This window comes from Mesobacillus sp. S13 (genome assembly GCF_020422885.1).
In the GTDB taxonomy this organism is placed as follows: domain Bacteria; phylum Bacillota; class Bacilli; order Bacillales; family Cytobacillaceae; genus Mesobacillus; species Mesobacillus selenatarsenatis_A.
On sequence record NZ_CP084622.1, the window covers coordinates 467,084 to 492,801 of the forward strand.

A 25,718-nucleotide genomic window follows, 5' to 3' on the forward strand; every position below is an offset into this window, starting at 1 on the left:
CTAATGGGTGGTAGATTCGTAGTATATTATTATCATCCTTTTTGAATGGGGGGGTACCAATGAATTGGAAGAAAGATTTTAAAACTTCGGCTCTTATCATCTTATTAGTCATCACGGCGATTGCTCTTATGGATAATGCAAGAACAGCAGATTCTGCAGCGAAGCTTGAGGAGGATAAAAATCGTCTTGAAACGAAAGTGACTAGTTTAGAAAAAGAAATCGAAAGACGGTCGAGGATGACGGATGATTTGAAGAATGAAAATGATACATTGGCCGTCAATCTTTCAAACCTGGAAGAAGAAGTAGCTGCATCACAATCCTCTGTTCGATATCAGGACTTCCTGGATGCGATCGATGTCGTTGAGACCTATAAAGCTGCCGGAGAGTTTAAAGAAGTAATTGACTTAATTGCTCTTGGAAATTTTACAAGTTTTGGCACCCTTGATCAAGATGACAATTGCCCTTGCACTATTAATTTCAAATATAGCAATCTTGAATGGATCCCCGGTGTAGTTTTAGACCTAAGTGGATTTAAAATTGAAAAAGGAAGAATCGTTCTTACATATCTTACAGTGGAGGACCTGGAAGATAATTATCAATTTGTATTGACTAAGAGCGATGGCTTTTACGATAGAACTGAAAAATGGAGGATAGAAGAAATTAGGCTTGTAGAAAAGGAGGGGTCCCCATTATAAAATTCGATAAACGGTTTCTCCCATTAGTGGTTTATTTTCTAGTGGCAGGCTTGCTTTTGCTTTTTACGAAACAAACGAACTTCAATCTTTCAGGTGTTCATTATCAGTTCGATGAGGAAAAGATGATGATGATAATTGAAGAAGGATTTTGGGATAAGGAAGTGGTCGAAAGGCAGGTTACTGCTCATGAAGCGCTTAAAATAATGGTGCCGATTAATGAGGCGAAGCGGTTATGGGAAGTGAATATTTATCTCATTTCTCTTTTTGCTGCCGTTTTTATTGCGCTATTCTTTACTCCTTTAAAACCGAAGAAACATTTTAGTTGGTATGTAGTATTATATCTGATCCTACTTGTGTCCTTTATGATTTGGGACGTTGCTCGACATCAGGAGATTGCCAAAACACTTTTATCCTGAAAAAAATATCTGAAAAGTGTATTGACAGTTATGTCGAATTCATGATAAATTTATCTCGAATTAAAAGTAAATTGTTTCGAGATTTTTATTTTTTTGAAGTTATATCTCGAATTCGAGATAAAAACAAAACAGGGGGAATTGAGAATGGCTAAATTTGCAGTAGATCAGGCGCACTCAGCAGTAGGATTTGAAGTGAAACACATGATGGTTTCAAAGGTAAAGGGACAATTCGGCTCTTATACAGCTGATGTTGAAGCAGCGGACCTAACAGATTTAACAACAGCTTCAATCGCATTCAAAATTGACGTAGCAAGCATCGACACACGTAACGAAGACCGCGAAAACCACTTGAAATCAGCAGATTTCTTCGATGTGGAAAACTATCCAACAATCGATTTCAAATCCACAAGCATCACTCGCGATGGCGATGATTACAAAGTAACTGGCGACCTGACAATCAAGGACGTAACAAAGCCAGTGACATTTGACGTGGAATACGGCGGCAAAGGCACAAACCCATGGGGCGTGGAAGTATACGGATTCGAAGCAGCAGCAAAAGTAAACCGTGAAGAATTCGGCCTGACATGGAATGCCCCACTTGAAACAGGCGGCGTACTCGTCGGAAAAGACATCAAGATCAAAGTAGAACTAGAAGTAAATCCAGTTGCATAACATTTGATTCGTGTAACCGCTCAAGGGGGAAACCTCCGGGCGGTTATTTTTTGTGGGCAGGTGGATAGTGGGAAGGGATTGTGACAGGTTTGGGAGCTGATGAGGTAAAGCTGTCAAGAAAAAGAGGTAATTCGTGACAAGTTTGGGAGCTGAAGGGGTAAAGCTGTCAAGAAAATGAAGTAATCTTGACAGGTCTGGGTTCTGAAGGGGTAAAGCTGTCAAGAAAACACGGGAATTATGACAGGTTCGGGAGCTGACGGGAAAAAGCTGTCAAGAAAAAGAGGTAATCATGACAGGTTTTGGATCTGAAGGGGTAGAGCTGTCAAGAAAAAGAGGTAATCGTGACAAGTTTGGGAGCTGAAGGGGTAAAGCTGTCAAGAAAATGAAATAATCGTGACAGCTTTGGGTGCAAACGAGGAAAAGCTGTCAAAAGAAGCCTCAACTTAAGACAGGTTTGGTGCCAAACGAAGAAAAGCTGTCAAAAGAAAGCTCAACTTAAGACAAGTTTGGTGGCAAACGCAGAAAAGCTGTCAAAAGAAAGCTCAACTTAAGACAGGTTTGGTGCCAAACGAAGAAAAGCTGTCAAAAGAAAACTCAACTTCAGACAGGTTTGGCGTGAAATGAAGAAAAGCTGTCAAAAGAAAGCTCAACTTAAGACAGGTTTGGGGGCAAACGAGGAAAAGCTGTCAAAAGAAAGCTCAACTTAAGACAGGTTTGGTGCCAAACGAAGAAAAGCTGTCAAAAGAAAACTCAACTTCAGACAGGTTTGGCGTGAAATGAAGAAAAGCTGTCAAAAGAAAGCTCAACTTAAGACAGGTTTGGGTGCAAACGAAGAAAAGATATCAGAAGAAGGTCAGGATGAGCCATCCATGCTGTCATCAGATTAATATTAAGTAAACTCATCTTGTTTAAATTCGGAAAATTCGCTATTTTAATGTTAAAGGAAGTTAAGTGGGTGATGGGATGATTCGTCTTTTATGGACTCTGTCGATAGCTCAATTTCTGGCGATGCAGGTGTGGTTTAATTTTTCGGCGGTTATGCCTGTAGTCGAAAAAGAATGGGATTTATCCTCGACGGAATCTGGGATTATCGTGGCGTTTTTTCATATAGGCTATGTGGCGGCGGTGTTTTTTTACAGTTTTTTGAGTGATCGTTATAATCCGAAATACTCGTTTATGTACGGTGCGTTGATTGCTGGGGTCTCAGGTATTCTTTTTAGTGTTCTGGCACAAGGGTTTTGGTCTGCGTTATTGTTAAGATTCATTTCGGGTGTCGGGATTGCGGGGATTTATGTGCCGGGAATGAAGATTGTTGCACAGACTTCGAGCGATCGGGCACGGGGGACGGCTATGGGATTATTTGTTGGCTCATTAGTAGTCGGTTCGGGATTCTCCCTCCTGGTTTCTGGCTTGTTCATTAATCTGGTGGGCTGGAAAGGTGTCATTCTCATAACTTCTTGCTCTGCAATCCTCGCGGCTTCGTTAATTTATTTTTCGAGGATTCCGGAAAATATCCATATCCATAATCAGCGTTTAAGCATGGCATTGTTAAAACGTGTTCTCACGAGGAAAAACCTGCTGGTGAACATCAGTTACACTGGGCATTGCTGGGAATTATATGCGATGTGGGCGTGGATAGGTCCTTTTATGGTGTATTACTTCCAGACTCATGATGTCTCGAATGCGATTTCAGTTGGCAATTTTATCGGAGCATTTGTTGTGATGATTGGCGGGATTGCCAGTTTCATTGGCGGCAGAATGTCTGATACTTTCGGTCGGTTAAAATCGATCAAGTTGTTTATCTATATAAGTATTGCCTGTTCACTGGCGATTGGCTGGCTGACACCTGCGAGCATGTGGATTTTGCTCCCGATAGTATTCATATATGGATTTACGATTATCGCTGATTCCCCCATCTACAACACGATGATTACGGAGATATCCAATCCGGAAATAACAGGGATCGCCCTCGGAATCCAATCTGTGCTGGGGTTCAGTGCAACGATTTTTTCACCCATGATTTTTGGGATTCTGCTTGATTACTTTAATTGGGGTGTCGCATTTACGACCATTGGCGTTATGACAATCATTACACCAATTTGCATTTCATTTTTAAAGAAGCGGTTGAGTGAGGAGATCGAGGCTGATATTCGAGGGACGGATATACTTTAGCTCAAAAACTTGGTATAATTTTACCAAAATAACCTAAGGCAAGAGGTACATACGTTGAAAAAATCAAAATTGCAATTTTGGCTGATTCAAATTTTACTTATCACCTCAATCATTTATGTTTCAACAAAGATTTCCTTTATGTTTGAACCGATTGGGATCTTTATCTCGACGGTGTTCTTTCCGATTCTGATCACGGGCTTTCTGTATTTCCTGCTAAATCCGGTGGTTGACTTTCTGCAGCGAAAGAAAGTACCACGCGTGGCAGCTATCTTGATCATTTATGTGGTGTTTGGTGCGCTGCTTGTTCTGGCAATTGGCAATTTGGTTCCTGCCGTTTCCAAGCAGGCGACAGAGCTTGCGAATGATCTTCCTGTTTTCGCGGATAAGACGACGGAGTATTTTTACGATGTTGTTCAATCTTCGGAGTTTAAAAGCTTCAGGGATGAGCAGCGGGAAATGATTGATACGGTTCAGGAGCGCGTTATTGAGTATGCAAATACCTTGCCGAATAAGCTAACCAATGGTTTAAAGGGATTGCTCGGTATCGTCACCAATATCGCGATCATTCTAGTGACAGTTCCGTTTTTATTGTTTTACATGTTCAAGGATGGACACCGGTTCCCGCATGCTGTTTCCAAGTTCATTCCGAAAGATTACCGGGAAGAGGGGCTTAAAATCCTGAAGGAAACGGGTGAAACACTTTCGGCCTATATCCAGGGTCAGGTGACAGTCGCCTCAGCGGTTGGGATTTTGGCTTTTATCGGCTATTTAATCATTGATCTACGCTATGCATTGATCCTGGCGTTAATCGTCGCCTTCACAAATATTATCCCGTATGTGGGACCGATTATTGGCGGAGCGCCTGCTGTGCTGGTTGGTCTTTTTGATTCACCAACAAAAGCTTTGTTGGTGGTCATCGTCATCCTTGCGGCCCAGCAAATCGAAGGGAACTTGCTTTCGCCGCTTATCCTTGGTAAAACACTGGATACTCATCCGGCAACGATTATTATTATTTTATTGGCGGCTGGAAATCTGGCTGGTGTACTGGGAATGGTGTTAGCCGTTCCAACCTATGCAGTCTCAAAAACAATCGTCTTGAATCTAGTCCGATTCCTAAGGGCAAGGAAAAGGGCAACGATTACCACAGAGACAACCTGAGTCATACACTAACATGAGAATCCAGGATTAGACTTTGGGCGATAGAGCTTTATTTAAGCTTCTATCGCTTTTTTATTAAGAGTGATGCAAAAGTGAGCGGAGGGATGGTATGAGGAAGCGGAAGTGGCTGCTGTTATTGATGGTTGTTGTAATTGCTGCAGTAATCGCGCTTGTAAATAAGCCGAATGAAGCTGATTTTGCTAGTTGGATGGAAGATACTTATGAAGTGCAGTGCCTTGATGATGTTTGTGACGTATTTCAAATTGAAACAGATAACGAACAGATTATCATGCAATCAGTTCAAGGAGGCTATTCGCCCGGTATTTTCGTAGCAAGAATGCATAAAACCTATCGTAATCAAGATGATCCTTCCTATCATTTAGAGCTGAAAGCATCAGGTTTCCTGGAGAATATAAGGATTGAAAAAGAAACGATGCGAGGCATGCATAAGAGGTGAAATGATGCTTTTCAGTAAATTGGAAAGCATTTTTTTAAAAAGCATATGTAAGGTTTACTTGACACCAAAACGGAAAACCTGTAATTTATATGTAAGGTTAACCTTACAATGAAAGAGGTATCCATCTTGAAAAATAAAGTCAAACACTACAGGGAACAATTCGGCTTGACGCAAGCGCAACTAGGAGAAAAAGTGAACGTCTCACGTCAAGCCATCAATGCGATTGAAAAGAATAAATTTGATCCTTCTATCTGGCTGGCCTATGATTTAGCGAAATTTTTTAATATGACGATCGAGGAATTATTTGAATTTGAGGAGAGTGAGCGAAAGTGAGTATACTGAGACATCCGGTGATCAATATTCTTTTCATTAGCTTCATGTCTGCTATCTATTCATTCATTTTTATTTTTACAGCAGGGCATATGGAATTCGTCAGCATACTTTCACATGGCAGAACGCTGAACTCCGATTTTTGGAATGGGTGGTCAGACTTTTTGAAAGCAGGCAATATGAAATTCATTGGCTATTTGATCATTGGGTTAACGGTGGTTATTGTCGTATTTATTCTTGTGAAAAGGATGAAGGAATACGATGAATATCAAGTGAGTATTTTAGCGAAAAGCCTGTTTCTGGCGGGAGTTTTATCCATCTTGATGGTCCCGTTCCTCATGATCATGCTCTTAAGCGCACCGAACTATAGCACCGAAACGATTCTTTTATTTGCCACCATCCAATGGTTAGGTGTTCTGGTTTCTTACTTGTTTTTTGTTGTCCGGTCTTGAGGTTTTTTTCCATATGTTCATTTCCATACTAGAGCTCTTCCAACTGTACATAATATTCTGGGGAAGTCCTTTTTTCCTACCCTTAAAAACAGCCCATGGAGGACGATGGAATGAGCGGATCTAAAGAGGAATTGAAAGAACAGCTTAGCGTGCTAACAGCTCGCAGGGACCGGATGCAGAAGAATCTTTACGAGGTCGAGAAGGAGATCGCGGAGATCACCAATAAGCTGGCTAAAATGAAATGATGATGACCGTACCAATGAGGAAGCTGCGAAATAGGCGGCTTCTTTTTTACATCCTGGAGGAATATATCCATTTTTGGTGAATTCAATTAGGATGGGAATAATTCAAGATGCGTTGATCTGAAATGTCGCAAATATAGGGGGCCCACGAATTGCGGTACCGTCTAATATGGATGATATCTGTTCCTTCATTTTTATTTTTCCTTGGAATGTTCTATGTTGAAGTATCGGTCTATTCTTTATTGCCTGCAGACCAGGGCGGAATGAGTTTCTGGAAAGAATTGAAGAATGTTTGGTATCGTTCTATATCGTTTTATGCCATGGTTGCCATTGCTTTTTTATCGTTTTATTTTCAATTCATACATAAACGAAAGCAATGAATGGCTATAAAAAAGTCCCCCCATATACGGAAGGACATGAACGTTCTTAGTTTCCATTTGTTAGTTCTTTTCGATTGGGAGCAAGCGGGGGCTGTTCCAGCCATTTATTTTTTTCCATGATATCGAACCATTTTTTTGTCACCATGAGGTTTTTGAGAACGATGCTTTCATAGGTTGTGATCAGGTCGGTACGCATGGCGGAAGCCAAACCTGTGCCATGATATACTTGCGCAGCCTGGTATAAGAAGCCGGTATGATACATCATCAGTTTGTCTGAAAAAGGAGCTTCTGTAGATGTAGTGACTTCTGTTTCCCAAGAACGGGGAACTGGCAGGTTATCTTCGTGCATGATTTTGGCAAAGGCCTGTATTTGCTGGTCAGCTGTTTTTTCAGAATCTGCTAAGAACTTCCTCACTTCTTTGGAGTGGGCAACCTGGCTGAAAGCAATCGACAGAGTTTTCGCCATGATATTCTTTTTTATGTTGAAAGAGATACTGATAATTTCTGTGGCAGATAAACTTCTGCCTTTTCCGAAAATGCCATCTGTAAAATCTTGGCTGACAATAAATTCAGGATGTTTAGCAGGATAAAATAAAGGATCTCTTTGAAAACTGCCTCTTTCAAGTAATAGTTCGATCGTCTTGTGGTACATTTCTTTTCCGTCGTTATCGCATGAGTCGTAAAAATCGCGTAAGTCTTTTCTGACAGAAACGCCTAAAGCGGTGATATGGCCAGTCATCCCGTGGAGTGTCATGATATGTAAATAATTCAAGCAAAAGATGTCAGAGAACAACCTTTTTGCCCCTTTATTGATATCTGCTTCACTAAATCCTACGGGAACAGGAAAACCTTCATTCTCTAAAAAAGTAACCAGTTGTTTCTTTTGACGAGCGAATTTCGAAATGGCATCCTCGAATATTGCCTTGATCGCTTCATCTTCAATAATGGTTAACATATATTTATTTACTGCGTCGATCATTGTTCCGTTTACATATTCGCCCCATAAGCTTCCAATCTCGGAAGATGTAAGCTGTATTTTATCTTTATCCATGTTTTCACCTCGCTGGTATTATTTCCTCATTTAAATGAAATATGAATTTACCATGTTCAAGATTTTGTTATCGTGTAATAAATTTTTTAAAAAAAATGAACTTTTCTACATAGTTACGACTCTTACATAGGAGCGGGGTGAGGGAATGAATATTGTTCGGCTGGTGAAAAAGGCCAAAAAGGGTAGTAAGGATGCGTTGATGGAGTTGATTATGGCTGAGAAGGACGCCATGTACCGGCTTGCTTTTACATATATGCGGAATGAGCATGATGCGATGGATGTGCTGGAGGAGATGATTGTCCGGCTGTATGAAAATATCGGCCAGCTGAAGAAGGAAGAGGCTTTTTACAGCTGGAGCAAGACCATTCTTGTTAACCTTTGTAAAACAACGCTTCGCAACCAAAAGAAGGTTGTACTGATGGAAAACTGGCAGTCCTCCAAAGAGGAGGAACAGCCTTCTTTTGGGTCGAATGTGCAGCCTTTAGAGATTGCCGAGATGTTAGCGATTTTGAGTGAGAATCAAAAAGAAGCGATTCAAATGAAGTATATTCTCGATCTGGATTATCAGAGTATTGCGGATTTGACCGATGTTCCAATTGGAACAGTGAAATCGAGGGTCTTTCAGGGGTTAAGGAAAATGAAGGATCATTTTGGGGGTGAAGGCATTGAAAAAGATAGAGGAAGTGTTGAGTGAGGAGAAGAGGCGCATAGCTGAGATGACACCTCCGCCGGATTTCGAAGCGAGGATGCGCAGCGCTCTTGATGCAAAGCCTACAAGGAAGTCTAAACGAAAAAATCCATATATTATGATGGCTGCTGTAGGCGTTCTGTGCTTTATGCTGATCAGCTATAATTACAATGCCTTTGCCTTTTATGGAAAAAAGATTTTCGGTTATGAGGAGATCATGACAGGAACCATGAAGGATTTGAATGAAAAAGGCATGGGGCAAATCATCGAAAGAAAGACGACATTGATTGATGGAACAGAGCTGATCATTGATGGAATCATGACTGATGCCAATCAATTGGTTATGTACTATACCTTGTCAAATCCACAGGGGATTGCGGATTCACTGGAATATGTCTTTATTTCTGATAAAATTACTGGCTTCCTCACCAATGCCCATGGAGGAGGCAGCATGGAGCTGCTGAATGATGAAGGTACGGAAATAAAAGGGACGATGTATTTTGATCCAGTCAGTCCATTTGCGAAGAAATTGACTTTGCATTTTTGGCAGGGGCAAGAGTACCAAGAGGGGAGCATCACATTTCCTTATGATCCGAATAAAGCGATGCAGACACAGATAAAACAGTCGATTAAGGAAACAGTAAAGGTTGATAAAGGGACGGTTACCTTCAAGACGATTACAGCAACACCCACATCGACCGTCATCGAAGGAAAAATGGACGTGGATAATTTTGACCGGATCAGGTTCGGCTTCGAAGGAGTCAAGTTGATTGCAAATGGTAACACCATCGACAATGTAGGATATGGTGTAAGGAGCGCGTTTAACGGAAGCAAGTTCGATTTGCGTTTCGATGGTCTTCCTGACGAGCTTCATTCTCTTGAGTTAGCTTTTAATGAGTTTGTTGGCTACCAAAAAATAGAGGAACAGATTCTGGTTGCAGAAAATACACAGCATGACCTTGACGGAAACGACCTTAGGATTAAACGGATTGCTGCTACTGAGCGTGGAATCGAAATCACGATTGAGACAGACGAGAATCTATTGCTAGATGGTGTTTCGATTCAAAATGGTGACAAAGTGACTCCTATAAAAACAACCATTGGCCAGAGATTGAACAAAAAGACAGATAGAATCACCAGCGAGCGGACGATGGTCTTTGAAACGAAGTCCATGCCAGAGTATTTGCTGATCAAAGGGATTCATTATGTGAAAGAATACAATCAAAAGATTGAGATTTCGGTTGATTAGTTGGCGGTGGTGGCTAAAATAGGCATATGTGGATAGACTTTGTGGCATCTCCTGTGGAATTATTAACTTTATTGGCGGAAAAATAAGTTTATTGGCGGTTTTCACAACTTTATTGGCGAAAAAATAATTTTATTGGCGGTTTTCACAATTTTACTGGCGAAAATTTCATTTTATTGGCGAATTGGAAATTTCGAGCGTTTTTTTCCAGTTCGCTCTGAATAAAGTGAGGGCAATGTTCATTCATGGAACAGTGCCTTTGGCATTCATTTTTTAGATGAAATGTCACCTTCGATTTCTAAAAAGAGATTGACACTCTAATGCGATAGGAGTATTTTATACTTATTCATTTTAATAAAAGGCCTTTATGCTGAATCTTTTGAGCGGGGGAACCATATTTGATAAAGAGACTTTATCTTGGGGTGAATTTTAGCGAATGCAGCTAAAAAGGGATACTCTCAATCCCTAATCCGACAGCTAACTCCGTAAGCCGTGAAGAGAGAAGGGTTAATGATAGGCATTGACCATTCTTGTTTAGGGTGGTCTTTTTGTGTTTTAATGAAAACTAATCTGAAATAGTTAGAAGGGGTATTCTTGGCGAAAATTCTTAAAAGGAACTGGTTGAAGCCTGCGCAAATCATTGTATTGTTTTATGTATTTGCTGTGTTGATCTCAGCGGCGCTCCTTAGTCTCCCGATTGCTCTCAAGCCGGGAGTGCATTGGACTTTCATTGATGTATTATTTACAGCAGTCAGTGCCGTCAGTGTAACGGGCCTGGCGGTTGTATCTACTACGGACACCTTTAGTACACCTGGCGTTTTCATATTGATGTTCATCCTCCAGTTTGGCGGGATTGGGATCATGACGCTTGGTACATTTTTCTGGATGATATTACGAAGGAAGATCGGTCTTAAAGATCGCCAGTTAATCATGACCGACCAGAATCAGTCGCAGATGTCCGGTCTCGTTAAACTCATGAGACAAATATTGGCCATCATCCTCTTGATCGAGGCCGTTGGGGCCCTTATATTAGGAACGTATTTTCTTGGTTACTTCCCGACATGGCAAGAAGCCTATCTCCAAGGCTTATTTGCGGCGGTCAGTGCAACGACGAATGCTGGTTTTGATATAACAGGAAGTTCACTGATTCCTTTTGCGCATGATTATTTCGTGCAAACCATCAACATCATTCTACTCACCTTAGGGGCGATTGGATTCCCGGTATTAGTGGAAGTGAAGGAATACTTTTTGAACCGTAAAAAGCACCATCGATCTCATTTTTCGTTGTATACGAAACTGACGACATTAACCTTCTTTGCGCTTATGTTTTTTGGTGCATTTGCGATCCTGCTTTTTGAATATAATCATTTCTTCAAGGACTATAACTGGCATGAATCGTTTTTTTATGCATGGTTCCAGTCATCCTCAACAAGGAATGGCGGGCTTGCGACGATGAATGTGAGTGATTTTTCTAATCCAACTTTATTGCTGCTTTGCTTTTTAATGTTCATCGGTGCTTCCCCAAGTTCTGTTGGCGGCGGCATCAGGACGACTACTTTTGCGGTGGTCATATTGCTGATCCTCAATTTCGCAAAAGGACATAATGCGATCAAGGTATTTGGGCGTGAGCTTCATGAGGAAGATATCCGGAAATCGGTAGTGGTTAGTTTTTTGGCTATGCTGCTCTGTTTTGCGGCAGTGGTGATATTGAATGCGACGGAAAACTTCACGATGATGGAAATCATGTTCGAAGTCAGTTCGGCCTTCGGGACAACCGGCTTGTCGATGGGAATCACTCCTGAACTTAGCACGGCAGGGAAGATTGTCATTATTTCTTTGATGTTCATAGGAAGAATAGGGATTCTATCATTTATCTTCCTGTTCAACCGTGGAAAACTAGAGCCAAAATGCCATTATCCGAAAGAGAGATTGATTGTCGGATAGGGATGCCGGGAAGTATTGGGTGGAAGATGCCTGATGCTTCTTTTTTTATTTTCTTCGAATTAACTAATTATTCACAATATGGTTATAGAAAATGCAAAGAGGCAATTTATAATAGGTAGTGATTAGATACTGCTGTTATATGACAAAGGAGGTCAGGGTTATGAAATTGGATGGAAAAGTGGCGGTTGTAACGGGCGCGGCATCAGGAATGGGGAAGGCGATAGCGGAACTTTATGCTCGCGAAGGGGCGAAGGTTCTGCTCGCTGATTTTAATAGTGATGGTGCTGAGGCCGTTGCAAAGGAAATTACCGAAAACGGTGGAACTGCTAAGGCTTTGAAAGTGAATGTGGCGGAATTGGCTGATGTGGAGAATATGATTGATACAGCGGTTCAGGAGTTTGGCACGCTGGACATCCTCGTGAACAATGCCGGTATCATGGATGGCTTTGAACCGGTTGGTGACATTCTGGATGAAAAATGGGACAAAGTTTTCGATGTGAATACGAAAGGCGTTATGCGGGCGATGCGAAAAGCGATGCCGATCTTCCTAGAAAAGGAAAAGGGGGTCATTATTAATATTGCATCCACCGGCGGGTTCAGCGGTGCGCATGCCGGAGCAGCATACGGCGCATCCAAACATGCGGTGATTGGATTAACAAAGAATACCGGCTTTATGTATGCGCAAAAAGGGATTCGCTGCAATGCCATTGCACCAGGTGCAGTTGAGACCAATATAGGTTCAAGCATGACGAACATCAATGAATTCGGCATGTCACGTGCAGGCATGACCCACTCTTTATCACCTCGAGCCGGCAAGCCGGAAGAAATCGCACAAGCGGCTTTGTTCCTGGCAAGCGATGAGTCCAGCTTTGTGAACGGGACCGTTCTTACAGTTGATGGCGGTTGGACATCTGCATTTTAGATATAAAGATGGCTCCTCTATGTGTAAGAGGAGCCATCTTATTTTGACTGCTGTTGATTCCCTCTAGTTTTTTCCTGCATGAGGCCTGTTCTGTAAATACAGCTCGAGGTCTGGGCTGCTTCCTTTTACGATGTCTTCGGCAATAATTTTCGCGAGCATCTGGCTGTATACGGTTCCATTGTCGCCGAACGCCAAGAGGAAATAGCTGTTCGGATATTCATCATATACTCCGATAATCGGAAGTCCGTCCGCTGTCCCTCCATAAAATGCTGCTAAATAATACTCAGGTTCAAATTGGATCTCCGGGAACATCTTGTTAAACTCATCCACCAGCTTATCTCTTTTATGAATCAGCTTGCTGTCCCGGTCTGCGGGTTTATTTGTATTGTCATCAAGCCCGCCCACAATGATGCGGTGATCTGCCGTTGTCCGCAAATAGATATAGGGCCGAGCTGTTTCCCATAAAAGCGTACGGTTGTACCAAGAGGATAGATCGCTGGCAGGTTTTGAAGTAACAGTATACGTACTGACAAAGGAAACGAGCTTTTCCTTCTTTATGTCGATTCCTTCATACCCTGCCGCGAAAATGACCTTGCCTGCAGAAATGGTATGGCCATTTTTAGTGGAAACTATCATTCTGTTCGTTTTTGGATCATGATGATGGCCGTTCATCTCGGTGTTTTCAAACACTTTTATACCTTTACTTGCAGCATGGTCCATTAACGCATGAGTAAATTTAAAAGGGTTCAGCTCTCCATCCCCATAGGAGTAGATGGCCGCCTCCCTGCTGAAAGGGTATTTCTGTTCGATTTCTTCTTTCTTGAGAAAATCTACCTTCAACCCTTGCTCTTTTAAAAACTCGTATTCTTTCCTTAGCGTATCGACATCCTCACTGCAGCTTGCGGAATAAAGCGAATCTCTTCGGGTGAATTCACAATCAATCTCAGTCGCTGAAGCTGCCGCCTCAATGTGATTGATCGCTTCCTGAAGCAGTGTTAAATGCCTCGTAATATACTTTTTTCCAAAAGAGTTAGCCAGATTCGTGAACATTTTTTCTCCAGAATACTGGATGAGCGCCGTATTCGAACTTGTACTGCCGCCGCCAATTTTCCCTTTGTCAATGACAACGACATTCAGGCCAGAGTCTGCCAGGTAATACGCGCATTGAGAAGCTGAGCTGCCTCCACCGACAATCAAGACATCACATTCAAGATCTCCTTCTAACTGCGGATAAGAAGGTGGATCCGGAAAAGTGGCAGGCCAATAATAAGTACCCGACATTACATTCATGTGTTTCCTCCTGATAAAAATGATGTTCATAGTATTTCCATGTGGTGGCTTGGCATTCATGAGACATGGGGACGGTGCTCATTATGATGGAAAATGGTTTATTAAATCCGAATATATAGTGATTTTTGAAAAAATGGATCAGAAAGTGCTAATCAAATCGTTTACACATCGCAACAAACACCTGCCTGTTTTGTTTATTGGCGAATTTCGAATTTTATTGGCGACTTGGAAATTCCCGCTGATTTTTTCCAGTTGAAGACTCGTGCATCCACTTTTAGGGAACCTCTAGTCTTCCTATCCGTATATAGAGATAGGGATAGGGGGGATGGATATGAAAAAAGTGTTTGAAGTTACATACGAGGGTCATCATATACAAGTGGAGAATACGTGGTTTAGTGGGGAAAAGCTATATGTAGACGGAAAATTGCAGGATCAGAATTTGGGGTTTGCGTTTGATCGAGCGACGTTGAACGGGGTCATTAAAAATAATCAAGGTGAAAACCAGTATATAAAGGTCAGCCTTGGCGGTGCAATCACGGTAGAGTGCCGGATTTTTGTGGACCATGAATTGATTTATCCTGATCATGGGATTCAGTAAAAAGCAGAAAGGAGCTTAACTTAGTTGAGCTCCTTTTGCTGTAGTTAAACCTTTTTTCGTTCTTTTTTGCTCTGAAAAATAAAGATGGCGATGGCCACAGCTGAAGCGAGTACGAAGGCGATGATGGTGATCGTGATGTAAAGCGGGTCATTGTTTGCTTCTTCTGGGATGAATCTTGTTGCAATAGGTCCCATGGAGAGGAATAAAGGAATCAATACCGTGAACCAAGTTTTCGTGTAGAGAGCGGCCCCGATGAAAATAGCTGCGCACAGGACAATGATCAGGATGTTTTGCGCTGGCGTTGCGACGAAGACCTCTTCGAATTCCTGTGTTTTGTACCATAACATCAATGCGACCATGATTCCGGTTACGATGAATGAGATTCCGATGAATATAACGTAACCCCATTTAGAATGGAAGAATTTCGGCATGATTTTGAATAAGAATGCGCCGTAAACCAGGATGCTGATGGAGCTGATGACTAGCGCAAACCAGATGGTCCCCTGCGATACGGAAAAAGTTCCTTCAATGGCAGGGCCGATACTCATGTAAGCTGCCAGCAGCAAGATCATCAAGGGAACCAAGCCTGCAAGCTGTCGATAATCGGTTTTCATGGATTCGCCAATGCTCTTCATATAATTTTTCGGACTGTCCCCGATGATATGGCTGACATCCTTGCCGGCTGCTTCCGCCTCCATCAAATGGACCTCAAGTTCTTCGGTGATTTCATTGATTTCCTGGTCGTTTTTCCCTTTTGAAATCAAATACATTCGCAGTTCCACTAAAAATTGCTCTGCTTGTTTCGAAACACTCACTTTAATTCCCCCTTTTATATAGGCTCTTTTCTACGTTAAAATCAGCTTTAGGATTTTAACAACTATCATGACGAAAAATAGCCTTTGTTCAATACATTGTTCACCGAGGAGCTCAGTTGCGCCCACCGAAGGATAAATTGCTCCAATTCCTGCTCGCCTTTTTCCGTCAATGAATAATATTTCCGTTTCGGCCCAGCAGTCGATTTCCTTAATGTTGTGCTCACAAGGCCCTCTTTCTGCATACGCAGCAAAAGGGGATAGATCGTTCCTTCGCTAAAAGAATGAAAGCCATAGGACTCTAGTTTGGCAGCCAGTTCATATCCATAAATTTCGCCCTCTTTGATGATGGACAAAAGGCATCCATCGAGAATCCCTTTAAGCATTTGCGTCGTATCAGCCATCTCACGGGCTCCTTTCAGTAACTTGAATTGCGAAGTATTTAGGTACTCATATTGCATGGCAGCTGAAGTGGGTAAGTGATATTCGCTACCTTGTAATACAAGACATTTGTGTAAAAAAACAGGATCTTGTAATACAAGACATTTGTGTAAAAAAATAGGATCTTGTATTGCAAGATAATTGGGTGAAAAAATATTCCTATGTATTGCAAGCCCATTGTGAAAAAACAGTACCTTGTATTGCAAGATATATTTTTACTATACATGAAGGTATCTTGCAATGCAAGGGTTATATAGTAGATGTTTTCCATTAATGTTCTAACCGGTCGTCCAAACTATGTCTATGCCTGCCATTTTGTGGTATCGTTGAAGTAACGATAAGCAGTTAGGGATGAGTATTTTGAAGAAAACACTAATTTTAAGCTTTAGCGTCCTGGTTCTTTTAGCAGCTTGCAACTCGGAGGAATCGTATACCCACTGGACCGATAGTACGGATAACCAAATCCAGCGTCTGGATGATGCGGGGATAAAATATGAAATCAGAGAAGGCGAGATCTGGGTACGCGACAAGGATTTGAAGAAAGCAGTAGCTTGTTGCTCTTAAGGACCTGTCTTTTTATAAATAACTGATTATTCTAATAGTTGAGATGTGGAATGTCTATGATTGTAAGTCTGGGCGTTGGATGGACGGGCTTTTGTCTAAAGGGGGGAAGTTAATAATGATGCTGGAAAAAATGGAGCCGATTTCGATTGCGGCGATTCAAGAGATGGGCATTGAATCTGTCGTGGATTGGTTTGAACGGCATAGTGAATATTTCTATCGTCTTGGCTGGTGTTATACTCACAACTCGCAGCAGATGGAGGAACTTTTTTACCAGAGTATTCTGAAGGTGCATAAGGAATGGCCGCGGTATAAGGGGAATTCAACATTCAAGATGTGGGTCACGTCGAATTTTATTCAAAACATCCGAGGGCTTTCTGCTGATCGAAATGTGCAAGATTCGGAGGGAACGGAACCAGCCCCGGATGTAATTGCTGCCATACATCAACTGGCGGGCGCTGAAAAGGATGCGTTTGTTCTTACATATGTAACAGGTCTTACCATTGAGGAGACGGCTCAAATCCTTGAAGTTACGGATGAAAAAATAAAGCAATTATTGTTCTTGGGGATTCAGACGGTAAGAAGACAAGTAGATGGAATCGACTATCATGGCTGTGAGCAGTACCAGAAACATTATATCGATTACCTGGAAAAATGCATGGAACGTCCGGAAAAGATAGAGTTCGAGATTCATCTTTACAATTGCAGTGTTTGTCAGGAGGATTTGGCCAGCTTCCAGGAAGTCGCGATGACGAGATTGAACCATGTTGAAGGAGTCAATGACCTGGAAGTGGATCCTCAACTAATGGAGAATGTGAAAAAGAGATTCGCAGATCAGAAGGTACATAGACAGCAGAAGAATAAAAAGCACAAAAAGTGGGCTCTTGGCTTTGCAAGTGCGTTTGCCTTCCTTTTAGCGATTGGCTTCATTACCGGTGCGTTTCCAAAGGCCTATTATGCCTGGACGGAAGATGATGCGCAGTTACGCGCCTTCCTCCAGGAGGGTTTTGGCCAGAGGCTGAATCTGGAAGCTGAAAGTGGCGGGGTGAGGGTGAAGATAAAGGGCGTGGTTGCGGATGATATCCAGACGCTTGTATTCTATGAAATTCATGACCTGAAGGAAGACAAGCAGTATTTCATGACTTTTGCTGATGGATTGGCAGTCGTGAACGAATTTGACATGATGAATCGTGAATCCTATCCACGCTACTCTTTTCCAGATGTCGAGGCCGAGATGAACAAAAAAGAGAAGAATGTCTTCTATGGAAAGGTAGCCCTAAGGCCGCTAAAAGAGGATCAGGGGGAAATCGAGTTAAGGATTACCAGGCTTCAAAGACTGGCTAACGATGCTTCATTATCATTCGGCTTTACTTCAGGTGATTATAAGGCAGGGGATTGGAGCTTCAAGGTTCCTGTAACGAAACAGCCTGCCACTGAATACGAAATCAATGAGCAAAAAGAACTTGAGGGTGTCGCCGTCAGACTAGATAAGTTGATTGTAGCCCCAACTAGCACTCTATTACAGTTTGGCATTAATACTGAAAACGAAGAGAAGAGGCTTGATTTCCTCAATTTCAAATCGCTAGAGGTGAATGAAAAAAAAGTGAAGTCCGACCGGTATGGCAGCCACTTTATGGATTACCAGCTGGACAGTGACTGGACTGCATTCCAGGCCTATTTTGACCCGCTCTATGGTGAGAAAGTCAAAGACATCAGAGCCAATTTAGACTCGATCTATCTATCGATTGTAGATCATAAGAGCATCGAACTAAGCGGGACATTCCCGCAGGAAATTGAATATGCGGGCAGTACCATCTTTATTGATAAGACCAAAGTTGGTCAGTCTATCGAAGTGATCGTACGGAGTGATGATCTGGAAAATCGGGTGTTTGAATCCCTTCACATGGATTTAGTGAATGACAAAAATCAGCAATCCAATGTAACCCATATGGAATCCAAATCAGTAATTGTTGATAAAAACGGCGTCGAATATGATATGCAAACCGAACGAGTCGATTTTGAGAAATTAGAGCAGCCACGCTATTTCGTCACAGAAATGACAATGAAGGTAGATAATGTTGAAGAGAAATCCATGAAGCTCCTAATTACCGGTTATAACAGCTTGAAGTACATGGATGAATCTTGGGACCTGGGGACGGTTCTGGTGTCCGAGGATAATAAGTAACATGTATTTTGAGGGACGGGAAACTGTCCCTCTGTTTAATCGAAAAAAACTTAGGGATGTGCGACATACTGGAGAACCGACCTGCTGTCTCGTTGGATATGTTCCCGGTTAGAGGAAGAGCCGTAGAAACCGGGCACATAAAGACAGGATATGTTCCCGGTTAAGGGAAGAGCCAGGAAAACCGGGCACATAAAGACAGGATATGTTCCCGGTTAAGGGAAGAGCCAGGAAAACCGGGCACATAAAGACAGGATATGTTCCCGGTTAAGGGAAGAGCCAGGGAAACCGGGCACATAAAGACAGGATATGTTCCCGGATAAGGGAAGAGTCAGGGAAACCGGGCACATAAAGACAGGATATATTCCCGGTTAGGGAATAGCCGTAGAAACCGGGTACATAAAAATAAGATTCGTTCTGTTAAAAGGGATTTGGGCACCGTTCTGGTGTCCCAATTCGAATGCCCATACAATATTTAAGGATTACGAGCTTCTTTTTCTAAAAATCTAATCCCATTGATACATCCTTTAACAAGTAAAAATGTAAACGAAAGAACACTAAATGTTATATAGCCATTCCAGCCCTTACTATATTTCACTAACTTTGTATTTTTTTCGAGCCAATTCTCAACGAGTGTCATTGGCCCGCTAAAAAGAAAAACGCTTAAAATAGTTTTCAATGGTTTCATTTTATCGGTGAATTGATTGTACATGACACATGATAAGGGAAATAATATGTAAAGAAATACAATATTTGAATCAAATAATTTAGGAAGATAGCGATGTGGATATTGCATATATTTAGCTTTGATCAGCGGTCCATCAAATATTGTAGAAACAAATGTTTTTATAAAAAAGATAAGGATCCAGTCCTTTATATTTCTCTTCTTGCGTGATAAAAAAAATAGGCTTCCCAATATTCCGAATGCGGTCAGTAAATTTAATATTGTCCTGTCCTTCATTCAACAGACACCTCCTGTGAATAAGGTGTCCTTTTTCTAAGTGTATTATGATAATGATTTTTAGTATTGCGACATGGGAACGGTTCTTTTTGCGACGAGAGAACCGTTCCCTTTGTCTCCAATGTCTCAACTATAAAGGGGGATACGATGAAAAAAGTAATGTTTGGTTTTGTATTTATTGTTATTATGGTGGGCTTTGCCTTTTTTTATTTAGAGAATAGTAAAAAAAATAATTCATATTCAACGCCAGAAGAAGCATTAAGTAATGTTAAAAACCCTAAATTTGAGGTTTTAAAAATCATTGATACAAAGCTCTACGATCGTGTTGCCTATGTTTTTTACTATTCAGAAGTAGGTGAAGCTCATAAGAACTACTTAGCTGCAGGAAGGATAAATAAGAATAAATATGGATGGCGTTTTGACGAAACAATTGGTGTCGGAAATCTTGATGAAAATAATATCGGTATGTCTTCAGGCAATGATGATTACATTGTAGGACTTGTCTCAACAGAAGTAGAAAAAGTGAAATTGGGAGATCATGAGGCTACATTGATAACAATGGATAAGATGAAAGCATTTTTATTTCACAATGTAGAAGCTAATTTAATGCCTCAAACCGATTTCGAGTATTTTGATGATGAAGGAATCGAGTTATCTTATTGATGTAATGGGTAAAATGTTAGAGAAAATACCGCGCAAAAAAATGCTTGGAACCGTGCCAAGCATTTTTCTATGCTGTCTAACTTATGCCTGCTAATTATTGTGTACTAAAAGCACTGTTAATTAGCATGTTGGCTTCAAAATCTACCCGTTTAAGTGCCTCTTCTGATTGGTAGCCATCTATTTCGCATTTACATCTGGTTGATGAATGCCAAAGATATTTCCTTCTGTATCTTTATAGTACCCCTGCCACGCCATGCCAGGCAGAGCATATTTAGGCAATGCTACTACGCCGCCATTGTTAAGGATCTTTGTTTCCGTCGCATCGTAATCTTCTACGCCCATTGTACAGGCATATCCATTTAAAGGCTGGTTTGCTTCTGGAGGAGGACCTTGACGTTGCATTAAAGCCCCGTTGATTCCAGGCTCATCCTCACCACCAGTCACCGCCCCAAAATAGGGCATGCCAGCGTATTCGCTGTAATCTTCAAATGTCCATCCAAATACTTCACCATAAAACTTTTTTGCACGATCCATGTTATCTACATGTATTTCAAAATGTACTAATCTACCCATGATTACCTCCTAATTATAAAAACAATCTCTAGGATGTATTTTTCTACAAAGCTGTTGGGCACTCCTTCTCCATTATGGTATTAATTTGATGATTTATACTTTTATGCCAGGTGCTAGAATAAGCTTTTTTCGGAAGGGAAGGTGTTGAAGGAAATCATGAATAAAACTTGTATCACAAAAATATATAAAGAATAAATGGATTTGGACAACTGCCATACGAAATTGGGACTATAAGGTGCTGATTTTTTGAATAGGAATAAGAATTTGAATGTAGTCATTTTTGCGCTTTTCTGTTTGCTTATAGTTTTATTTGTGCATGTGATACTTCACACCAAGGTGTATGTGGTGTTCAGTGCTAGTCTTGGTTCGGTCTTCATGATTGGTCTGATCATCTTTCTCATTGTCTTCCTCTATTTCAATGGGTAAGACTATTGGTGAAATGTTCCAATTATAGGTCTTAAGGCTGACTCCATATTAAAGCTGCAGCCTGTTAATTGATCGTAGGTTATAGCTTATGATTAACCTATAATCAGTTGGAGGCGAAATAATATGAAAAAAGTGATGGGTTTTGGTGTAGCGGCAGTGTCTGCGGTTTTATTGTTGTCAGGTTGCAATAATATGATTTTTGCGAATAGCGCTAGTGATAATGAAGTCGTTGTTGAGAAGGACAGTGCCAAGAAGCTTGAGGTTGTTCTGAATTTTGGAGCCGGTAAAATGGATGTGGCGGACGGTGCGGATGAATGGGTTAACGGAAACGCAATCTATGAGCCGGAAAAAATGAAACCTGAAGTTTCCTATGACCTTGACGGGAAGCTTGGCAAGGTGGAGATTTCTCAGCCGGACTATTTTAAAATTGGCAAGATGAAGAATGAATGGGATCTGAAGCTGAATGAGGATGTTCCACTTGACCTTGTCGTAAATGCCGGGGCATCAGACACCAATCTTGACCTGAAGGGATTGCAGCTTTCAAACCTTGAAGTGAACGCAGGGGTTGGTGAAATAACCGTTGATCTCGGAGGAGATTGGAAAGAAAGTTTTGATGGGCGGATTTCATCTGGAGTAGGGCAAATGACCGTTATTCTTCCTAAGGATATTGGAGTAAGAGTCAGCGTAGATAAAGGAATCGGCTCAGCATCATTTGAAGATTTGATTTCAAAAGGTAATGGAACTTATGTAAATGAAGCTTACGAAGATGCAAAAATAAAGATCGATCTGGACGCCGACATTGGCGTTGGTGAAGTAACGTTTAAAACGGAGAAATAATGAAAGCAAGCGAACAGTTACGGGTTTCACGAAATGTGAGACAGCGGAGCCGTTCGCTTTTTTCTTGGACTGGGCAGGGACCTTTTCGTGTCCCTTGAAGGAGTTTTCCATTATGTGTTCCTAAGAACAGTGATGAACCCATCCAAAATTTGATGGCTAATTTTAAACCCTTTACTTTTGTAAAAAGAAAGGGCAGAATCATTCCCATTGGATACATAGATAAACTGGTCATGAACATCATGTTGGGAGTCGAGCCATTCCTTTGATTTTTCATAAAGGACTGAACCAATGCCCATGCTGCGGTACCCGTCTTTGATATAGAACTGCGAAAGGCAGCCGACATCATTCCCTTTAACCGAGTCCATGTCAAAGAAAGTAGCAAACTCGTTGGAATACACTTCCTTCGGGGAAACATTGCTATACACGTATCCCACAACTTCATCGCCATCCATTGCGGCAATGATCTGATTCGCTTTTGCATTTTTTACAGAAGGGACCATTCTCGTTTCAAAGCTCATGCCGTCAAAAAGCTCAGGACGAACCGTCGCTAATGATTTCTGATAGACCATCAACTCGTTGCAGAGATTTTTCACAATGCTAAGCTGCTCTTCAGGTACAAGCTCATAAGTAATTGCCATCATCCAACTTCCTTTCTTTCAGAATCCTTAATCGGATTATACCGCGAAACATTGGTTCTTGATAACCAGAATGTAAAAGGCAGCCTATGCTTTTTTCTTGCTGATAGCTTGTCATGATTAGGTCACATGGTTCATAAACTCTATCAAAAGGGGGTGTAGAGTTGAACCGTGTTTCGAACAGAGTGGATTATTATCTTAAAGACAAATGTCTCTTAAGTGCCAGCGTAAAGCAGTGGGAGCAATATATCTCTGCCTTGCGGGCCTGCAATACGGTCACGATCAATAAAAAGGAATACATGGTAGATAAAATAAATATGGTTCACGATCCTGCAACCATCGTGCTGAAAGTCAATATTCAGCCATTGAAAGTTTATAACTAAGTATCCTTTATGGATGCTTTTATTTTTTAAGGATCTCGAAGATGAAATCTAGGGCACCGCAGAACCTGCAGAAGTCCTATAGGACCCGAAAAGAGGAGAAGTCTGGGATTTCGGTAACAAGTTGGAGGAACATGTGCCCGAAAAAAGGAGGAGCCGTGGTTTTAGGTAACAAGTTGGAGGAACAACAGAGCTGTATTTATAAAGAAAAGCCAGAACAGCGTTGATCCAGGAGGATTAGCGTTTTTTTGTGGTTGTATGGGTGTGGTGCTGTTGATTTTGTTAAAATATTGGGTAAGGACTTAGATGTTATGAAGTAAAGCGATGGAGGAACTGATGGAGACGAAATCAAAAGCAACGAAACCCTTGGTATATAGAATAGGAATGATCTTGATCATAGCATCTTTTATCGTTTGGGTGATGCCTCTTGGAATTCCCTTTTTGCCCATTTCAGGAAAAATGAAAGCATTCAGTATCACAAGTGCTCTCGTCATGGCAGAGGTTTTATTCTGGGTCGGTGCTTTAATGGTAGGGAAAGAAGCAGCGAGAAAAATAAGGACAGCTATTAACCTGAAAAACTGGAAGAAAAGAAGGAATGAAGGCAAGCAAGAGGATGGAGAGTAAGCGGGTTAGGATTGTTGCAAGGAAGTGAGGAGAAACAATGAATACAAAAAAGGCATTGTATCTTCTGGGTGCGATGGACTTATTGCTTGTCATCATGCATTTTACGGATTACTTCTTTTTATTCTTAAAGCCAACGGGATATATCTTTCCATTAATAGTGAATTTTTTGGTGTTAGCAGCAGTCGCATATCGTTCAACGCAACTTAGAAAAAGGTTGTCGATTGTTGGTATGATCGTCATTTTACCGGCGTTACTTTTCCATAGTTTTATGGTCATGCTATGGGATTATAGCTATACGAAGATTGATTCTCCATGGAACAAGCAATCTATCATGATTGAATACAGACTTTTCTCATTAGGCGAATCGACTTACCAGTACCATTTTTACAAAACAAGGTTTGGGATAGTGGGCAAGCTCCTTGATGAACAATCGATCACAATGGTCATACAAGGTACTGAACATCCAGGGCTGGAGGCCGAAGAAATCCTTGGCGTTGACCGAGCTGAGTGGGTCACCGAAAACACGTTACGTTTTCCTGCCTGGCAGGGGATGAAAGAAGTGCATCTTGGTGGTTCCGAATCAGCCAGGGGTGAGAAAAAGAATATAGAAGAAACTGAAGAAGAAATTTTAGAGGAGATCGAAGTTTTCATTGAAAAGGTCGAGAATCAAGAAGACGGCCACACAATCTTTGTGAATGGAAACCGGCTGGTCACACGCTATGATGAAGCAGCAGATGAGAGCTGGATTGAGGTAACGAGTGAAGGAGAACAGGGGCCGATACCGCGGCAACAGTGTACCCGCATCGTACCCGATGAAGAGCGAGGTTATTATATGCTGGAGGAATGCACTCATCGATGGGAGTATCCTCTGTTTCCGCTGGAGAACTCGTGATGTTAAGCCTATAAAGAAGGTAGGTAGATTTTAAAGGGAGTGGATCTTATTGTTTGTTGGTCGAATATTATATTTATTGGGGATGTCATTCGTTTTCTTTAGTATCGTTGTACTCATTATGTCTCTTTTTTCAAATGGCGGCGGAGATCTAGTCATTCCATTATTCGCTTTGCTAAATGGTTTGATTGCCATGGGTGTAGGAGATATTGTGATAGATGTGAATCATCGACAAAGAGTGAAAAGATGAAGTAAATGGGGACACAGGATCGGTTTTGGAGTTTCAAGAAACGGTAGGGACGGGCGAACCGTCCCTTTACGCTTGTCTCCACTTGTTTTGGAAAAACAGGACATTTCCAATGATGAAAAAGAGGATGGATGCGAGAATGAAGACTTCCTCGTTTCCAGTCTTTCCAATAAAGTAGAATATGATAAAAGATACGAGTGCAGTCACGATCAAGCTGAATTTGGGCTTTGTTTTTACATTAAAGACAGCCCATAGAGCTGTGATAGCTGCGATGAAAAACAGAATCCAAGCCAAGATATCACCTCTTATGGTTTGATATTTATTATTGTACCATATATTAACAGTAAATTCAGTTCACCCTCAGCAGGGAACAAACCGGGCGAAGTGCTCATAGTATAACTAGGTGAAATGTGACCTGCCTGGAGGGAAGAAGTATTATGATGCCTAATGGAATGTATTCACAAGGAGCGCAAAATGGGCCAATGAACGTGGTTGTCGTTGAACCGTATGTCTATGCTGCACTTCGCAGTCTTATTGGAAAAAGAGTCGTCCTGGATACAAAGCGCGGATCTGTCAGTGGAATCGTGAGGGATGCCAAGCCCGACCATGTGGTGGTCCAGGAGCATGATTCCACCTTTTTTGTCCGAATACGTGAAATTGTCTGGATCATGCCAGAGAATTAAAGGGAAGCAAGGGGAATAACGTCCCTTTGCTTCTTTTCGTTTGTGGATTCTTGTCTATACAGAAAGATCTCAAGGTGAATAGAATAATGAG

At 41.5% G+C, this 25,718-nt stretch carries 32 protein-coding genes and 1 riboswitch; of the genes, 24 read left to right on the forward strand and 8 right to left on the reverse strand.

Features of this window, described 5'->3' with window-relative positions:
- Positions 1-59: 59 nt before the first annotated feature.
- From LGO15_RS02365 to LGO15_RS02405, 10 genes are all read left to right on the forward strand, one after another.
- Positions 60-695, forward strand: a complete 636-nt coding sequence (locus LGO15_RS02365; protein WP_226086535.1) for a coiled-coil domain-containing protein — start codon at positions 60-62, stop codon at positions 693-695.
- Between the two features lie 41 nt (positions 696-736).
- A complete protein-coding gene (locus LGO15_RS02370) occupies positions 737-1,111 on the forward strand; it encodes a hypothetical protein (protein ID WP_226086536.1) in 375 nt (124 codons plus the stop codon).
- A gap of 144 nt (positions 1,112-1,255) precedes the next feature.
- Positions 1,256-1,783, forward strand: a complete 528-nt coding sequence (locus tag LGO15_RS02375) for a YceI family protein (protein WP_226086537.1) — start codon at positions 1,256-1,258, stop codon at positions 1,781-1,783.
- 963 nt (positions 1,784-2,746) lie between these two features.
- Positions 2,747-3,955 (forward strand): MFS transporter, encoded by a 1,209-nt coding sequence (locus LGO15_RS02380; RefSeq protein ID WP_226086538.1) that lies wholly within the window; start codon positions 2,747-2,749, stop codon positions 3,953-3,955.
- Positions 3,956-4,009: 54 nt separating this feature from the next.
- Positions 4,010-5,113, forward strand: coding sequence for an AI-2E family transporter (locus tag LGO15_RS02385; protein WP_226086539.1), 1,104 nt, complete (start codon positions 4,010-4,012; stop codon positions 5,111-5,113).
- Positions 5,114-5,222: 109 nt separating this feature from the next.
- Positions 5,223-5,570, forward strand: a complete 348-nt coding sequence (locus LGO15_RS02390; protein ID WP_226086540.1) for a hypothetical protein — start codon at positions 5,223-5,225, stop codon at positions 5,568-5,570.
- A gap of 126 nt (positions 5,571-5,696) precedes the next feature.
- Positions 5,697-5,903 carry a helix-turn-helix transcriptional regulator gene (locus LGO15_RS02395; protein ID WP_226086541.1) on the forward strand — a complete coding sequence of 69 codons (207 nt, stop codon included), beginning with the start codon at positions 5,697-5,699 and terminating at the stop codon, positions 5,901-5,903.
- Entirely contained in the window at positions 5,900-6,352 is a 453-nt protein-coding gene (locus tag LGO15_RS02400) for a hypothetical protein (protein WP_226086542.1), read from the forward strand. Before LGO15_RS02395 ends, LGO15_RS02400 begins: the two co-directional genes overlap by 4 nt.
- A 110-nt stretch (positions 6,353-6,462) precedes the next feature.
- Complete coding sequence (locus tag LGO15_RS24120) at positions 6,463-6,597, forward strand: hypothetical protein (RefSeq protein WP_264163862.1); 135 nt, start codon at positions 6,463-6,465, stop codon at positions 6,595-6,597.
- 149 nt (positions 6,598-6,746) lie between these two features.
- Positions 6,747-6,974, forward strand: coding sequence for a hypothetical protein (locus LGO15_RS02405; protein ID WP_226086543.1), 228 nt, complete (start codon positions 6,747-6,749; stop codon positions 6,972-6,974).
- 46 nt (positions 6,975-7,020) lie between these two features.
- Here LGO15_RS02405 and LGO15_RS02410 read toward each other — a convergent pair whose 3' ends face one another.
- Positions 7,021-8,025 carry a DUF3231 family protein gene (locus tag LGO15_RS02410; protein ID WP_226086544.1) on the reverse strand — a complete coding sequence of 335 codons (1,005 nt, stop codon included), beginning with the start codon at positions 8,023-8,025 and terminating at the stop codon, positions 7,021-7,023.
- 145 nt (positions 8,026-8,170) lie between these two features.
- Here LGO15_RS02410 and LGO15_RS02415 point away from each other — a divergent pair, with 145 nt between their 5' ends.
- The 4 genes from LGO15_RS02415 (at position 8,171) to LGO15_RS02430 (ending at position 12,825) form a co-directional block, all read left to right on the forward strand.
- The gene (locus LGO15_RS02415) at positions 8,171-8,719 is read left to right on the forward strand and encodes an RNA polymerase sigma factor (protein WP_226086545.1); all 549 of its coding nucleotides are present in this window, start codon (positions 8,171-8,173) and stop codon (positions 8,717-8,719) included.
- Entirely contained in the window at positions 8,682-9,962 is a 1,281-nt protein-coding gene (locus LGO15_RS02420) for a DUF4179 domain-containing protein (RefSeq protein ID WP_226086546.1), read from the forward strand. Before LGO15_RS02415 ends, LGO15_RS02420 begins: the two co-directional genes overlap by 38 nt.
- Positions 9,963-10,317: 355 nt before the next feature.
- A riboswitch (cyclic di-AMP (ydaO/yuaA leader) is annotated at positions 10,318-10,466 on the forward strand.
- An 87-nt stretch (positions 10,467-10,553) separates the two neighbouring features.
- Positions 10,554-11,903 (forward strand): TrkH family potassium uptake protein, encoded by a 1,350-nt coding sequence (locus LGO15_RS02425; protein ID WP_226086547.1) that lies wholly within the window; start codon positions 10,554-10,556, stop codon positions 11,901-11,903.
- A gap of 160 nt (positions 11,904-12,063) precedes the next feature.
- Positions 12,064-12,825, forward strand: a complete 762-nt coding sequence (locus LGO15_RS02430; RefSeq protein WP_167832285.1) for an SDR family oxidoreductase — start codon at positions 12,064-12,066, stop codon at positions 12,823-12,825.
- Positions 12,826-12,888: 63 nt separating this feature from the next.
- Here LGO15_RS02430 and LGO15_RS02435 read toward each other — a convergent pair whose 3' ends face one another.
- The gene (locus LGO15_RS02435; RefSeq protein ID WP_226086548.1) at positions 12,889-14,115 is read right to left on the reverse strand and encodes an NAD(P)/FAD-dependent oxidoreductase; all 1,227 of its coding nucleotides are present in this window, start codon (positions 14,113-14,115) and stop codon (positions 12,889-12,891) included.
- A 331-nt stretch (positions 14,116-14,446) separates the two neighbouring features.
- Here LGO15_RS02435 and LGO15_RS02440 point away from each other — a divergent pair, with 331 nt between their 5' ends.
- On the forward strand, positions 14,447-14,713 hold the full coding sequence (locus tag LGO15_RS02440; protein WP_226086549.1) for a hypothetical protein: 267 nt from the start codon (positions 14,447-14,449) through the stop codon (positions 14,711-14,713).
- 44 nt (positions 14,714-14,757) lie between these two features.
- On the opposite strand, the gene LGO15_RS02445 is transcribed toward LGO15_RS02440, so the two are convergent.
- On the reverse strand, positions 14,758-15,528 hold the full coding sequence (locus LGO15_RS02445; protein ID WP_226086550.1) for a DUF1129 family protein: 771 nt from the start codon (positions 15,526-15,528) through the stop codon (positions 14,758-14,760).
- Between the two features lie 65 nt (positions 15,529-15,593).
- Entirely contained in the window at positions 15,594-15,929 is a 336-nt protein-coding gene (locus tag LGO15_RS02450; protein WP_226086551.1) for a PadR family transcriptional regulator, read from the reverse strand.
- Between the two features lie 397 nt (positions 15,930-16,326).
- Between LGO15_RS02450 and LGO15_RS02455 the strand changes: the two genes are divergently transcribed.
- Both LGO15_RS02455 and LGO15_RS02460 read left to right on the forward strand, forming a co-directional pair.
- Positions 16,327-16,530 carry a hypothetical protein gene (locus tag LGO15_RS02455; RefSeq protein WP_226086552.1) on the forward strand — a complete coding sequence of 68 codons (204 nt, stop codon included), beginning with the start codon at positions 16,327-16,329 and terminating at the stop codon, positions 16,528-16,530.
- A 115-nt stretch (positions 16,531-16,645) separates the two neighbouring features.
- Positions 16,646-18,712 carry a DUF4179 domain-containing protein gene (locus LGO15_RS02460; protein WP_226086553.1) on the forward strand — a complete coding sequence of 689 codons (2,067 nt, stop codon included), beginning with the start codon at positions 16,646-16,648 and terminating at the stop codon, positions 18,710-18,712.
- Positions 18,713-19,184: 472 nt separating this feature from the next.
- Here the strand turns inward: LGO15_RS02460 and LGO15_RS02465 are convergent, their stop codons facing one another.
- A complete protein-coding gene (locus LGO15_RS02465) occupies positions 19,185-19,670 on the reverse strand; it encodes a CBO0543 family protein (protein ID WP_226086554.1) in 486 nt (161 codons plus the stop codon).
- A 147-nt stretch (positions 19,671-19,817) separates the two neighbouring features.
- Here LGO15_RS02465 and LGO15_RS02470 point away from each other — a divergent pair, with 147 nt between their 5' ends.
- A complete protein-coding gene (locus LGO15_RS02470; RefSeq protein ID WP_226086555.1) occupies positions 19,818-20,333 on the forward strand; it encodes a hypothetical protein in 516 nt (171 codons plus the stop codon).
- A 177-nt stretch (positions 20,334-20,510) separates the two neighbouring features.
- On the opposite strand, the gene LGO15_RS02475 is transcribed toward LGO15_RS02470, so the two are convergent.
- On the reverse strand, positions 20,511-20,906 hold the full coding sequence (locus LGO15_RS02475; protein ID WP_226086556.1) for a VOC family protein: 396 nt from the start codon (positions 20,904-20,906) through the stop codon (positions 20,511-20,513).
- Positions 20,907-21,455: 549 nt separating this feature from the next.
- Here LGO15_RS02475 and LGO15_RS02480 point away from each other — a divergent pair.
- Positions 21,456-22,169: a toast rack family protein gene (locus LGO15_RS02480; protein WP_226086557.1), complete on the forward strand. Its 714-nt coding sequence runs from the start codon at positions 21,456-21,458 to the stop codon at positions 22,167-22,169.
- Between the two features lie 110 nt (positions 22,170-22,279).
- On the opposite strand, the gene LGO15_RS02485 is transcribed toward LGO15_RS02480, so the two are convergent.
- Positions 22,280-22,810 (reverse strand): GNAT family N-acetyltransferase, encoded by a 531-nt coding sequence (locus tag LGO15_RS02485; RefSeq protein ID WP_226086558.1) that lies wholly within the window; start codon positions 22,808-22,810, stop codon positions 22,280-22,282.
- A 158-nt stretch (positions 22,811-22,968) separates the two neighbouring features.
- On the opposite strand from LGO15_RS02485, the gene LGO15_RS02490 reads away from it, so the two are divergent.
- From LGO15_RS02490 to LGO15_RS02505, 4 genes are all read left to right on the forward strand, one after another.
- Complete coding sequence (locus LGO15_RS02490; RefSeq protein ID WP_167832277.1) at positions 22,969-23,187, forward strand: hypothetical protein; 219 nt, start codon at positions 22,969-22,971, stop codon at positions 23,185-23,187.
- A 333-nt stretch (positions 23,188-23,520) separates the two neighbouring features.
- On the forward strand, positions 23,521-23,808 hold the full coding sequence (locus LGO15_RS02495; protein ID WP_226086559.1) for a transporter suffix domain-containing protein: 288 nt from the start codon (positions 23,521-23,523) through the stop codon (positions 23,806-23,808).
- A 37-nt stretch (positions 23,809-23,845) separates the two neighbouring features.
- Positions 23,846-24,700 carry a hypothetical protein gene (locus tag LGO15_RS02500; protein WP_226086560.1) on the forward strand — a complete coding sequence of 285 codons (855 nt, stop codon included), beginning with the start codon at positions 23,846-23,848 and terminating at the stop codon, positions 24,698-24,700.
- Between the two features lie 49 nt (positions 24,701-24,749).
- Entirely contained in the window at positions 24,750-24,947 is a 198-nt protein-coding gene (locus tag LGO15_RS02505) for a hypothetical protein (RefSeq protein ID WP_226086561.1), read from the forward strand.
- A 66-nt stretch (positions 24,948-25,013) separates the two neighbouring features.
- On the opposite strand, the gene LGO15_RS02510 is transcribed toward LGO15_RS02505, so the two are convergent.
- Positions 25,014-25,238 carry a hypothetical protein gene (locus LGO15_RS02510; RefSeq protein ID WP_226086562.1) on the reverse strand — a complete coding sequence of 75 codons (225 nt, stop codon included), beginning with the start codon at positions 25,236-25,238 and terminating at the stop codon, positions 25,014-25,016.
- 143 nt (positions 25,239-25,381) lie between these two features.
- Between LGO15_RS02510 and LGO15_RS02515 the strand changes: the two genes are divergently transcribed.
- Entirely contained in the window at positions 25,382-25,627 is a 246-nt protein-coding gene (locus LGO15_RS02515; RefSeq protein ID WP_226086563.1) for a YuzF family protein, read from the forward strand.
- The last annotated feature ends 91 nt before the right edge of the window (positions 25,628-25,718 follow it).

Excerpts from the sequence above, each read along its gene's own strand:
- LGO15_RS02460 (WP_226086553.1), top strand. The coding sequence starts at position 16,646 with ATGATGCTGGAAAAAATGGAGCCGATTTCGATTGCGGCGATTCAAGAG.
- LGO15_RS02415 (WP_226086545.1), top strand. The coding sequence starts at position 8,171 with ATGAATATTGTTCGGCTGGTGAAAAAGGCCAAAAAGGGTAGTAAGGAT.
- LGO15_RS02410 (WP_226086544.1), bottom strand. The coding sequence starts at position 8,025 with ATGGATAAAGATAAAATACAGCTTACATCTTCCGAGATTGGAAGCTTA.
- LGO15_RS02515 (WP_226086563.1), top strand. The coding sequence starts at position 25,382 with ATGATGCCTAATGGAATGTATTCACAAGGAGCGCAAAATGGGCCAATG.
- LGO15_RS02430 (WP_167832285.1), top strand. The coding sequence starts at position 12,064 with ATGAAATTGGATGGAAAAGTGGCGGTTGTAACGGGCGCGGCATCAGGA.
- LGO15_RS02475 (WP_226086556.1), bottom strand. The coding sequence starts at position 20,906 with ATGGGTAGATTAGTACATTTTGAAATACATGTAGATAACATGGATCGT.
- LGO15_RS02435 (WP_226086548.1), bottom strand. The coding sequence starts at position 14,115 with ATGAATGTAATGTCGGGTACTTATTATTGGCCTGCCACTTTTCCGGAT.
- LGO15_RS02500 (WP_226086560.1), top strand. The coding sequence starts at position 23,846 with ATGAATACAAAAAAGGCATTGTATCTTCTGGGTGCGATGGACTTATTG.
- LGO15_RS02440 (WP_226086549.1), top strand. The coding sequence starts at position 14,447 with ATGAAAAAAGTGTTTGAAGTTACATACGAGGGTCATCATATACAAGTG.
- LGO15_RS02375 (WP_226086537.1), top strand. The coding sequence starts at position 1,256 with ATGGCTAAATTTGCAGTAGATCAGGCGCACTCAGCAGTAGGATTTGAA.
- LGO15_RS02380 (WP_226086538.1), top strand. The coding sequence starts at position 2,747 with ATGATTCGTCTTTTATGGACTCTGTCGATAGCTCAATTTCTGGCGATG.
- LGO15_RS02495 (WP_226086559.1), top strand. The coding sequence starts at position 23,521 with ATGGAGACGAAATCAAAAGCAACGAAACCCTTGGTATATAGAATAGGA.
- LGO15_RS02485 (WP_226086558.1), bottom strand. The coding sequence starts at position 22,810 with ATGATGGCAATTACTTATGAGCTTGTACCTGAAGAGCAGCTTAGCATT.
- LGO15_RS02480 (WP_226086557.1), top strand. The coding sequence starts at position 21,456 with ATGAAAAAAGTGATGGGTTTTGGTGTAGCGGCAGTGTCTGCGGTTTTA.
- LGO15_RS02450 (WP_226086551.1), bottom strand. The coding sequence starts at position 15,929 with ATGGCTGATACGACGCAAATGCTTAAAGGGATTCTCGATGGATGCCTT.
- LGO15_RS02365 (WP_226086535.1), top strand. The coding sequence starts at position 60 with ATGAATTGGAAGAAAGATTTTAAAACTTCGGCTCTTATCATCTTATTA.
- LGO15_RS24120 (WP_264163862.1), top strand. The coding sequence starts at position 6,463 with ATGAGCGGATCTAAAGAGGAATTGAAAGAACAGCTTAGCGTGCTAACA.
- LGO15_RS02465 (WP_226086554.1), bottom strand. The coding sequence starts at position 19,670 with ATGAAGGACAGGACAATATTAAATTTACTGACCGCATTCGGAATATTG.
- LGO15_RS02390 (WP_226086540.1), top strand. The coding sequence starts at position 5,223 with ATGAGGAAGCGGAAGTGGCTGCTGTTATTGATGGTTGTTGTAATTGCT.
- LGO15_RS02470 (WP_226086555.1), top strand. The coding sequence starts at position 19,818 with ATGAAAAAAGTAATGTTTGGTTTTGTATTTATTGTTATTATGGTGGGC.